Below are 10,854 nucleotides of genomic sequence, written 5' to 3' on the forward strand. Positions count from 1 at the left end.
ATCGCCTCCAGCGTCTCGTTCGTGCGGCGGTTTAGGTCGATCTTGTCATCGAGCGCGCCAAGAATGCGCGCGATGGCGTGTTGCGTATGAAGCGGAGGAACCACAACAGAGAGTCCACGTTGCGCCGTGAGACTGACGTATGGCGCCATGTCAGTTTCGCCTGCACGCGAACGCAGTTGTTCATGAAATCCGGGCGACCGCATGTAGCAGTAGAGATAAATTCGATCGAGCCTCCGACTATCGACAGCCCGCCAGAATGTGGTTTGTGGACTGCAAACGAACGGCGGAGCATCTAGGGGCGTTCTGGCGACCTTGCCAACAGTCCCCTTGTGCGATAGCAAGATGTCTCCGCCTGCGCCGACGCCTTTGGTGATGCGAGCATGCGCCACGCTGTTGATTTTGGAGGCGCGATCAAAATGAACCCGTCCGTCGTTCATGTCCGCGGCGCGAATGAAAGCAATCCCGTGCTCAACAAACTCGTTTGTGCGGGGGCGGTACTCTCCGTGGTTGCCATCTTCGACGAGCAGAACCCCTTCTTGCTGAAGTTCAGATACGGTTGCCGCTCTCCAGGCGGAAGTCTTAGAGCGCATAGCCCAGACCCCTAAGATTCTCCCGAATTTCCTTCTCGAGCCCGGCTCCCTCGGCAAATTGCTCCGCCAGCGCCGCCGTGAGCCGTTTCATCTTCTCTTCGAACGGCTCACCGTTGTCTTCCGCCTCCTCAGCGCCGACGTACCGCCCGGGCGTGAGCACATATCCGTGGCCTGCGATCTCATCCTTTTTTGCTAACTTGCAGAATCCGGGCTCGTCCGTGTACTTCCCGGCGTCCTTCTCGCCGCGCCACGCGTGGTACGTACGTGCGATGCGTGCGATGTCTTCGTCCGAAAACTCGCGATGCACCCGATCCACCATCGTGCCCATCTTACGAGCATCGATGAACAGTACCTCCCCCTTGCGCCTCCTGAGCGCTCCCGCTGCCTTATTCTTCGCGAACACCCAAATGCACACCGGGATCTGCGTCGCATAGAAGAGCTGCCCCGGCAGTGCCACCATGCAGTCGACTACGTCCTCCTCGACCATCTTCTGCCGGATGGCCGCCTCACCCGACTGCATCGATGACATCGACCCATTGGCCATCACCACCGCTCCAACGCCACGCTCGGGCGAGAGATGGTGCAGGATGTGCTGCATCCAGGCGAAGTTGGCGTTTCCGACAGGCGGCGTGCCGTACACCCAGCGTGCGTCGTCGCGCAGGGCCTCGCCACTCCAATCGCTCACGTTGAACGGCGGATTGGCGAGTACGTACTCCGCCTTGAGCGGCTTGTGTAGGTCATTGCGGAAGCTATCGGCCCAGGTATTTCCGAGGTTGGCCTCGATTCCGCGGATGGCCAGGTTCATCTTCGCCAGGCGCCAGGTGGTGGCGTTGAACTCCTGCCCGAAGATCGAGATGTCTCCGGCTTTGCCGCCGTGCGCCTCGAGGAACTTCTCGCTTTGCACGAACATGCCGCCGGAGCCGCAGCACGGATCGAAGACGCGGCCCTTGAGCGGCTCGATCATCTCGACCATCACCCGCACGACCGACTGCGGGGTGTAGAAGTCGCCGCCGAGGCGCCCCTCGGCGGAGGCAAACTTGGAAAGGAAGTACTCGTACACCCGGCCCAGGACGTCCTTCGTCCGGTTCTGCGCTTCGTGCAGCTCCACCGCGCTCAGGAGATCGATGAGCTCGCCGAGCCGGTGCTTGTCGAGCGCAGGGCGCGCGTAGTCCCTCGGCAACGTCTGCCGGAGCGAGCTGTTCTCGCGCTCGATGGCGTCCATCGCGTGGTCGATGAGCACGCCGATCTCGGGCTGCTTGGCCTGCTTCTGGAGCGCGCTCCAGCGGGCCTTGGGCGGGACCCAGAAGATGTTCTCGGCGAGATACTGATCGCGGTCCTCTGCGTCCTCGCCCTCCGCCACCAGCGCTGCGTGCTTCGCTTCGAAGGCATCGGAGATGTACTTCAGGAAGATGAGGCCGAGGACGACGTGCTTGTACTCGGCCGGATCGAGGCTCCCGCGCAGCTTGTCGGCAGCGAGCCAGAGCTTCTCCTCGAAGCCGATGACGGCGCCCGAGATCTTGCCATTGCCCTTTCGCGCCGCCGACTTCGGCGACGGAGGCGGCTCGTTCTCTCTCGCGGTCGGCTTTGGCGACGGGGGCGGCTCGCTCCCCGCGAACAGCACAGCCTGCGCTGGGGCCGCCTTGCTGGCAGCACCGCTGCGGGCGCCTCGCCCGAAGAGCTTCTCCAGCTTGGCGACGATCTCCGGCGGGGGATCGGCCTTCCCCGTCTCCCACTGCGACACGCGCGCCTGGCTGACGCCCAGATGCGCGGCGACCTCCGCCTGCGAGAGTGCCTTCGCCTTGCGCCCGTCACCCAACCAGCTCGAAACCTTGCTCACCGATCGCCTCGATCAATTCCGCGCCATCCCACGCTCCACGCGGGGGGCGGGCCAGTTCTGACACGGCGTCCAAGGTAACGCTTCGCGGCTCGACAGGTCCAGCCCTGGTCGGGCTTTGCCGCTCCGGCGGGAGCTGGTAACGTGGCAGCGTGGGATCGCCTGCGGAGTGGCAAGACCTCGCCAGGGAGATACGCGCGGCGAAGGATCCGTGGCCCAGCCGCGCGTTGGTGCGCTTGTTCGCGCTCGCGGAAGAGGACGGCCGGAAGGCGCTGCGCAGCTTCACTGGGGAGATGGATGACGCGGCTATCGTCGACCTGATCCGCGATCTCCTGGTCACCCAGCTCCGCGCCGTCCTCGAGGCAGAGGAGCCGCGGGGTTTTTTCTGGCGAGCGCTGGTGCGGCGGGCGATCTCCCGGAAGAGAAAGGGCAGCTCCCGCGTCGAGCCCACACCCGAGCAGGAGCCGCCGCCGTCGGGACCTCTCGATGCCGAGGAGCAAAACCGCGTCTCCCGGCTCGACAGGGCGGCGGCCTGGGCGCGCCTCAGCCCGCGGGAACAAGAGGTGCTGAGCGCCCTCGGCGAAGGCGAGGACCGTGACGCGCTCGCCGAGCGCTGGGGCACGACGCGAAACAACATCGACCAGATCATCAGCCGTGCCCGACGCCGCCTCGCCGAGGTCGACCTGTGAGGCCGATCTTGATCCCCTCGCGTACCGTGGCGCTTCCCGGCGGGCTCGTCGCACCACCGGTGGAGCAGAAGCTCACGACGTGGCAGGCGCACTTACTGAAGCACCCCCTTGGCGTGCATGCGGTGCGCGGCAACCAACCGTGGAACCAGGAGGGGTGGGACCGGACCGTGCCTCCGGTGGTGACCACGGAGCAGCGGGAGCGCATCGCCGGTCGCATCATGGCGCTGAGCCCTAACGGGATGCGCTGCCAGGTGCGCGAGCTACGCGGCGCGCGCTCGCCGGAAGCCGAGCCCTGCTACGCTTGTCAGACGCCGCTGATCAGCCTCTGCGCTGCGATCCTCGACGAAGCAGACGGTGTAGGGCATCCATACGCAGCCACGATCGAGGCGCTCCTGACGGGCGTCGCGGAGGAGGCGGCGGTGGTGATCCCGCGCCGCGATCTGTCGTTCCGCTTGATCAGGAGCCTGACCCGGCCGGCCTGGATCGAGGCCGGGACCGTTCTCGCGGTCGGGGTCGATGGGAAAATGCCGATGGTCAGGATTGCCCGAGCGGACGGGACTCGCGCCGATTTCTGGCTGAACGGGAACGGCTTGAAATGGCGCACGACGTACCGAAAGCCCCAGGCTTCCGTGCGCACGCAGTTGAGCTTCCTGACGGATCACTTCGCGCCGGCGCCGTCGCTTCCGCTGTCAGATGTCTACGTGGTGCCGCGTCGATGGTGGGAAGCCTATGGGATCTGACCTGGAAAGCTCGCCCTTTCACCGCCAGCTCCTCGCCGCGCTGGACGGCCTCCGCGGGCTCGCCTTGGCCGATCTGGAGCCCGCTGCGCTCTTGGTCGCGCTGACCGTCGTTGGCGACGCGATACGCCTCGGCGTCGAGGTGCCGAGCCCGGTCATGCGCGCGGCTGAGGCGCTGCCCAACGACGCGTTCTGCGCCGCATTCCTGGCGCTTTACGAGGAAACGGCGACCTGGGCACTTCCCGTCGAGCCCGATACAACCGGAGATCTGCCCGACTTCGCATGGGCGGTGCGACGGCGCGACGAGGCCGAGAGCGTCATCGTTGCCACCCGCCGCGTCTTGGTTCCCCGAGGAACGCTGCTGGACGAGCTCGAAGAGGTCCGGGCGTTCGATGCGTTCCTCAGGCTCTCCGACTTCACGTGTGGAGGCAGGCTCGGACGCAAGGACGCCGAGCGCGCGCTGGGGGAGCGCGTGATCCTCGCCACGCCAGGCTCGTGGGTCGAGGCGCTGCCCGACCTTGAGCGTGCCGAGGAGCGCATCGCGGAGGCCGAGAAGACAACGGGCGAACCGCTCCCGTTCGCGATGCCTTCGGACACGTCCGTCGACGCCTACGTGACGCACGGGCGCCTCGCCGCCTGGATCGAGGGGGCCGCGCGGCGCTCGCCCGCGTTCGCGGAAGAGCTGGAAGCCATGATCGACGCGAGCTTTGCCGCCGGGGCCACGGTGGTGAGCCTGCGGGCGCTCCGCTGGCTGAGCGGGCGACCGGGGCTTTCACGCGCGAGCAAACCCGGCGCGGCGCTGGCGAAGCGCGCGTCGGTTCGGATCGCCGTCGTGCCGCCCGCCGCCCTCGCCGCCGCCGACCGGGACGAGGCGCTCGTCGCACCGCAGCGGACGGTGCATCTCGGCGCGCTCGACCCGCTCGACGTCGAGGCCAGCCTGACCGTCTCCGCCGAAACCGCCACGCTCCAGCTCTTTCCCGCGCGCGGCCTGGACCTCGCGAGTGTGCAGCTCGGCTCGGCCGTCATTCACGCTCCTGACGTCGAGGGCATCTGGCGCGTGAAGGTGCCGACCACAGCCCAGCCGCTCGATCTGCGGGTTCAGGCATGCGACGGCCGTGTCTTCGAAGAAACCATCGAGCTCGGGCCGGAAGGGTGAGCTGTGGATCGCGCGGAGCTGACGCATCTCCTCGACACAGCCGAGCGCGCGTCGCGTGAGAACAGGGCGCGGATGCTCTTGGACGAGGTGCGCCCGCACCTCGTCGCCCCGTGGGTGGACGAGGTGCTACACGCGCGCGCCGCGTCTTTGTGCGAGCGCCACGGGCTGACCTGTCCGCCGCGCGCGGAAGCTCCGCTCCGCGCCGGTGAGACGTGGCTCCTCCTCGTCGGGCCGGGCGGGCAAGGCCACGTGGTGCGGCTCGCTGCCGGAGATGCGGGCGTCGATCCCGGTCCCTCCGCGCAGGCTGAAGGACGGCGCGCCCTGTACGGCCTCCATGCTGCCGCGGCGAGCCGCGGTCGTCAGATTCCCCAAGACGTCGCGACGCGCGGCATCCGGGTCCGAGGCGGGCTCTCGCGAATGCAGATCGAGGGCGGCTCGCTGGGCCTGAGCACGGCCATCGCGACGCTGTCGGCGGCGCTGCGCACGCCCCCGCGCTGCAACGTTGCCGGGAGCGCCATGGTGCTCCCCGACGGGCGCCTCGGGCGGGTGTCGTTCCTCGCGGAGAAGGTCCGCGTCCTGCGCGCGCAGTGGCCCGCCGTGGACAGGCTCGTGGTCGCCGCGGAACAGGACGACATTGACGCGGTCAGCGGTCTCGTTCAGGTCGTCCGTGCTCCCGATCTCGCCACGGCCTGCGCCCATTTCGATCTATCGCTCGAAAACCTGCCGCGATGCCGGATCGAGGAGCGCCGCCGTATGCTCGCCGACCTGCGCAGCCACGAGCACAAGCCGCACGACGTGGTCCAGTGGCTCGAGAAGTCGGCGGAGGCGTGGGAGGTCGCGCGCGCGTTCCACGTAGCGGCGTGTGCGCGGGACGCGCTCGAAGCGCGCCTCTTGGCAGCGATCTTCGCCTCCCATGCCGGCGATGGCCAGCTGTCACGTGTGATTCTCGAGGAAGTCTCCGAGGATGATGTCAGATCCCGGCCTCCGCTGCGCGTGCGCGGGCTGATCTACCTGGCGACGGGGAACATCGACGACCATGTCGTGCTGGCTGAGCGCACCGCCGCGCGCGCCGTTGAGCTTTGCGCCGAGTTGTCCGGGGATGATCGGACGGTGCTGATCGGTCAGGCGCTCGGCACCCACGGGCGCACCCTCCTGCACGCGGGCCGCATCGACGAGGCGGAGCCGCTGCTCCGCGCCGCGCTGGCGCACCACCGGGACCACCTGGAGGTACAGTGGCCGCGCTCGGCGTGCTACCTGGCGACGTGCCTGCGCCATGCGGGGCGCGCGGCCGAAGCGCTGGAGCTGATCGGCGAGGCGCTGGCCGCAGCCGAGCGGCACTCCGACCACTGGGAGGTCGCCGAGACCACGGCGCTGTACCTGCGCCTGGAGCGCGGACGGGCGCTCGCCGTGCTAGGGCGGCTCCGGGACGCGGTGTTGGATCTGGAGCACGTAGTTCGCAAACAGGATCCAGCCGCGGCCTATCCACGGCTCGGGGCCCACCGAACACTGGCCGACGTGCTCGCGCGGCTCGGAGACGCTGACGAGGCCCGCAAGCATTTGCGCGTGTGCGTGGACATCGCGCTGGGGACCGGACCGCAGACGCTGCGGCGGGTGGGCGGTGTTGCCGCAGCCGAGGCGCTCCTCGCCGCGAGGCCGCTGCTCCCTGCCCTCGACCTCGAAGCAGCCTGGATGACGTGCTTTCCAGCGGATGTCGATCGCGGGCACGTCCTTCGCACGTGGGTTTACTGACTGCCGAGTGCGGCTCAACGTCCGCTGGGCTCGTGCCCACGCGCTGTTGGACGGCAAGGTGCTCTCCCGGACTGAGAGCGCGCGAGTCCCCGGCTGCCCGCCACACTGACGCGAAATCTCTCCATGCACTGTCAGAAACTCTCGCCGCCTGCGTGGGAGAGGCATGCAGCATCAAAGAGATCCCGCCATGGCGGGGATCCGCTTCCTCCACACTGCCGATCTTCAGCTCGGCATGCCGTTCGGCAAGATCCCCGGTGACGCTGGCGCCAAGCTGCGTGAGCGGCGCCTCGATGTCATCGACAAGCTCGGCGAGGTTGCGCGCGCCAACCGGGCCGATTTTGTGCTGGTCGCTGGGGACTTCTTCGACGCAAACAACGCGCGCGATCGGCTCGTCCAACAGGTCCTCTCGCGGGTGCGTCAGGCGAAGGTTCCCTTCCTGGTGCTGCCCGGCAACCACGATCACGCCGGGGCCGGATCCGTCTACGCGCACCCGTGCTTCCACAAGGAGTGCCCGGAGAACCTCGTCGTCCTCGATCGGCGCGAGCCTGTCCCGGTGCTCGGCGGTCGCGCGGTGATCCTGCCGGCGCCGCTCCACCGGAAGCGGGAGCTTGGCGATCCGACGGCACACCTCACGCCGGAGCTCGGCGCCGACGAGGTCCGCAACGCGATCCGCATCGGCGTGGCGCACGGCTCGATGCTGGACGTCGCCCGCGACCTCGACGGCAGGACGCCCAATCGCATCGCGACGGATCGCGCCGAGCGCGCCCACCTCGACTACCTGGCGCTCGGCGACTGGCACGGGATGAAGCGGATCTCCGATCGGACATGGTACTCGGGCGCGCCGGAGCCGACCAGCTTCAAGCAGAACGAGTCCGGGTTCGCGCTGCTCGTAGAGATCGCGACGCACGGCGTGGTACCCGAGGTTCAACCGATCTCCGTGGGCATCACGCGCTGGCTCGTCCATGAGGAGACGACGCAAGGCGCGGACGACGTCCAGCGGTTGCGGGAGTGGTTCGATGCGCTCGAAGCGCCCCAGGACGCGCTCGTGCGGCTCACCCTCGACGGTGCCTTGGCGCGCGCCGACATGGAGGCGCTCGAGCAATTGCTGGCGCGGATGTCCAACCGACTCCTCCACTTGGAGCACGACTTGCGGGTCCGCACCTGGCTCACCGACAACGATCTCGCGACGGTCGCCGTGGACGGCGCCGTCCGGAGCACGATCGACCGACTCCGTTCCGTAGCGTCGTCGCCCGCGCCGCAGGCCCGTGCCGCGACTCGCGCGCTCCTCACCCTTCACCGCCTGGCTGTCGCCGCCGGAGGCCCGTCATGCTGATCAAGTCCGTCGCGGTGCGGAGCTACCGCACCATCCGCCACGCGAAGGTCGACTTCACAGCCGGCCTGAACGTCATCTATGGTGACAACGACATCGGCAAGAGCACGCTCATTGACGCGCTGCGCGCCGGCCTGGTGCGGCCTGGGCGCCTCACCGGCAAGGTGCTCGCGTCCATGTGCCCGCGCGACGGTGGCCACCCGGAGGTCGACGTGTGCTTCGAGCTCGCCGGCGACGAGTACACCGTGCACAAGAAGTTCGCGTCGAACGGGTCGACTCGTCTCTACCGGCGCAGCGGCGGCGGCGACGTCCTCCGCGAGATCACCGGCGATCCGGACGAAGAGCTGACCCGGCTGCTGCGCTTCGGAGAGCGGCGTACCGCCCGAGGGGCCACCGATCTCGGCATCCTGCCCCTGATCTGGGTGACGCAAGGGGCGAGCGGCCTCGCGCCGAGCGAAGTCATGGCCGGCGAGGCCGGCACCGCGCTCTCGATGCGGCTCGCAGAGATCGGCGGATCCGCTTTCGACGGCGCAGGCACCGAGCACTTGTTCGATCGGGTGCGGGCGGAGTACGAGCGCCACTTCACGCCGGGGCGCTGTGAGCCGAGGACGGCCTCGCCGCTCTTCCAGGCTCGCGAGGATTTGGAGCGCGCCGAGGCCGACGTGAAGGAGCTCCACCAACGCCGAACGGAGCTCGACGCGATCTTCGCCGAACGGCAACGCTGCGAGCGTGAGCGCCGCGAGCTTGCGGAGCGCCTGCCGGTGCTCGAAAGGGCGCTGGAGACGGCGCGCGCGACCTGGGAGCAGGCGCGCTCGTTGCTCGCCCAGCGGGCCGCCGCCGCGTCCGAGGGCAAGGCCCTGCGGCTCGAAGCGCAGGCGGCCCGCGATCGGCTTACCGGGCGCCGCGCCACGCAGAGCGAGATCGCCGAGCTGCGGGGCATGGTCGAGATCGCTGCGCGGGCGGCCGAGGACGGCGCTGAGCGGCTGCGCATGCACGATGCCGGGCGCGAGGACCTCGCGCGGCACGTGGACGCCGCCACGATGGAGGAGCGCGCGGCGGAGCGCCGGCTTCGCGTGGCCCAGGCGCGCGTCGAGCTGCTCCAGGAGAGCGGCGCGCTCGCTGCGCTCGAAGCGCGACTCGCCGAGGCGGAATCGATCGAGCATCGCGTTGCCAAGCTCCACGAGCAGCTTGGCGGGATGCAGATCCGTCCGGAGGATCTCGAGCGCTTGAGCAAGCTCGAGCGCGACGCGGAGAAAGCCGCTGCCGCGCTGAAAGCGGTGGCGGCCAGCGTCGAGATTGTGGCCCTTCGAGACGGGCCCGTCGAGATTGACGCCGAACTCTCCCAGCTGCGCGCGGGCCAGCACGTGAGTCGCCAGGTGGCGGCCCGTACGGTCGTGCGCGTCGGCAACATCGCCGAGATCGTGGTGAACCCAGGCGGCAGCAGCCTGGCCACAGCGCGCGAGGCTGCCAACACGAAGCAATCGGCGTTCCGGCGGGCGTTGGAGCAAGCCTCGGTGGCGAATGTGGCCGACGCGCGCGCGGCCGTCGAGGCACGGCGGGCCGTCGAGGGCGTGATCGCCGTGGCCAACGCGAAGCTCGGCGCCGTCGCCCCCTCCGGCGTCCCGACCCTCCGGGAGGAGTGCGCGGCACAGCGGGCCAAGACCAAAGCAGCCCAGAGCTTGCTCGACGGCGCCGACGTCGCCGCCCCGACCGGCGAGAGCATCGACGAGGCGCGGGTGAATGCGAAGGCTGCCGATCGCGTGCACCAGGCGGCGCGGACGGCGTGGGTGCGAGCGCAGGCGGTGCTCGCGCGTCACGACGCCCAGCGGGCGGAGCTGCTCGCCGCACGCGACGTCGCCGAGTCGCAAGTAACGGGGGCCCGCCGGGGGCTCACGGATTTGGAGACGGCCCACGCGCGTTCAGTCGTGCGCGACGGCAGCGACGCGGTCCTCGAAGAGCGGGCGCGCGCCGCCGAGGCCGTGGCAGACGAGGCAGATCGCAACCTCGCCACCCTCGCCGCGCGGATCGCCGAGCTCGATCCGGAAGTCGCGCGCAACCGCGCAGAGGCCGCCGATCGTGCGCGCGACACCGCGCGCGCCGAGGGCGCTCGGCTGGAGAAGGAGATCCACGGGCTGGACGCGCGGCTCGACCAAGCCGAGGTGCTGGACGCGGACGATCGCCTGGAGATCGCCGAGGCCCATCTGGCACGGGCCAAGAAGACCGAAGAGCGCTGCGCCGACGAGGCCGAAGGAGTGCGGCTTCTCTACGAGACGCTGCGCACGTGCCGCGAGGAAGCCCAGGCGAGGTTCCTCGCGCCACTGACAAGCGAGGTGCAGCGGCTCGCCCGCCAGCTCGACCCGACCAGCAGGGTCGCGCTCGACGCGACGTACGGCGTCCAGCTCGAACGCGCCGCATTCGGCTCCCACAGCTTCCACAGCCTCGGCGGCGGCTGCAAGGAGCAGATCGCGACGGTGGTGCGCCTCGCCATGGCCGGGATCCTGGCCGGTGACGGCGTTCTGCCCGTGCTCTTCGACGACGCGATGGTGAACACGAGCAATACCCGCTTCGACGGCATGGCCGACGTACTGCTCGGGATGGCGTCTCGGCTTCAGATCATCGTTTTCACGTGCCACTGGGAGCGCTACGCGGCCCTTGGCGCTCACAACGTAGTCAACCTGGAACGAGTTAGAGCGCAGCTCGAGGTGCCGACGAGGGCCGCCGCGGCCTTGTAAGGCACCGCGGGAGTCGTTAGCCCGAGCGGCGGCCATC

At 69.1% G+C, this 10,854-nt stretch carries 8 protein-coding genes and 2 pseudogenes; 7 read left to right on the plus strand and 3 right to left on the minus strand.

From position 1 onward, the window contains the following. Positions 1-17: 17 nt before the first annotated feature. Both WMF46_RS17400 and WMF46_RS17405 read right to left on the minus strand, forming a co-directional pair. Positions 18-590, minus strand: a pseudogene (locus tag WMF46_RS17400) (restriction endonuclease subunit S); the annotation flags it as partial. After that, a complete protein-coding gene (locus tag WMF46_RS17405; protein ID WP_437986624.1) occupies positions 580-2,427 on the minus strand; it encodes an N-6 DNA methylase in 1,848 nt (615 codons plus the stop codon). The gene WMF46_RS17405 and the pseudogene WMF46_RS17400, both read right to left, overlap by 11 nt. A gap of 149 nt (positions 2,428-2,576) precedes the next feature. Here WMF46_RS17405 and WMF46_RS17410 point away from each other — a divergent pair, with 149 nt between their 5' ends. The 3 genes from WMF46_RS17410 to WMF46_RS17420 all read left to right on the plus strand — a co-directional run bounded on the left by WMF46_RS17410 (position 2,577) and on the right by WMF46_RS17420 (position 5,006). Then, positions 2,577-3,113, plus strand: a complete 537-nt coding sequence (locus WMF46_RS17410; protein WP_437986625.1) for an RNA polymerase sigma factor — start codon at positions 2,577-2,579, stop codon at positions 3,111-3,113. A gap of 8 nt (positions 3,114-3,121) precedes the next feature. After that, complete coding sequence (locus tag WMF46_RS17415) at positions 3,122-3,853, plus strand: hypothetical protein (protein ID WP_437986626.1); 732 nt, start codon at positions 3,122-3,124, stop codon at positions 3,851-3,853. Between the two features lie 64 nt (positions 3,854-3,917). Beyond that, positions 3,918-5,006, plus strand: a complete 1,089-nt coding sequence (locus WMF46_RS17420) for a hypothetical protein (protein ID WP_437986627.1) — start codon at positions 3,918-3,920, stop codon at positions 5,004-5,006. 126 nt (positions 5,007-5,132) lie between these two features. Here the strand turns inward: WMF46_RS17420 and WMF46_RS17425 are convergent, their stop codons facing one another. Beyond that, a complete protein-coding gene (locus WMF46_RS17425; RefSeq protein WP_437986628.1) occupies positions 5,133-5,342 on the minus strand; it encodes a hypothetical protein in 210 nt (69 codons plus the stop codon). Positions 5,343-5,423: 81 nt separating this feature from the next. On the opposite strand from WMF46_RS17425, the gene WMF46_RS17430 reads away from it, so the two are divergent. The 4 genes and pseudogenes from WMF46_RS17430 (at position 5,424) to WMF46_RS17445 (ending at position 10,817) form a co-directional block, all read left to right on the plus strand. Next, entirely contained in the window at positions 5,424-6,755 is a 1,332-nt protein-coding gene (locus WMF46_RS17430; RefSeq protein ID WP_437986629.1) for a tetratricopeptide repeat protein, read from the plus strand. A gap of 163 nt (positions 6,756-6,918) precedes the next feature. Next, positions 6,919-8,088, plus strand: coding sequence for a metallophosphoesterase family protein (locus WMF46_RS17435; protein WP_437986630.1), 1,170 nt, complete (start codon positions 6,919-6,921; stop codon positions 8,086-8,088). Next, a pseudogene (locus WMF46_RS17440) lies at positions 8,082-8,171 on the plus strand (hypothetical protein); the annotation flags it as partial. The gene WMF46_RS17435 and the pseudogene WMF46_RS17440, both read left to right, overlap by 7 nt. A gap of 555 nt (positions 8,172-8,726) precedes the next feature. Continuing rightward, complete coding sequence (locus tag WMF46_RS17445; protein ID WP_437988046.1) at positions 8,727-10,817, plus strand: ATP-binding protein; 2,091 nt, start codon at positions 8,727-8,729, stop codon at positions 10,815-10,817. Positions 10,818-10,854 lie beyond the last annotated feature (37 nt).

This window comes from Sorangium sp. So ce117 (assembly GCF_051524395.1).
Lineage (GTDB): Bacteria > Myxococcota_A > Polyangia > Polyangiales > Polyangiaceae > Sorangium > Sorangium cellulosum_B.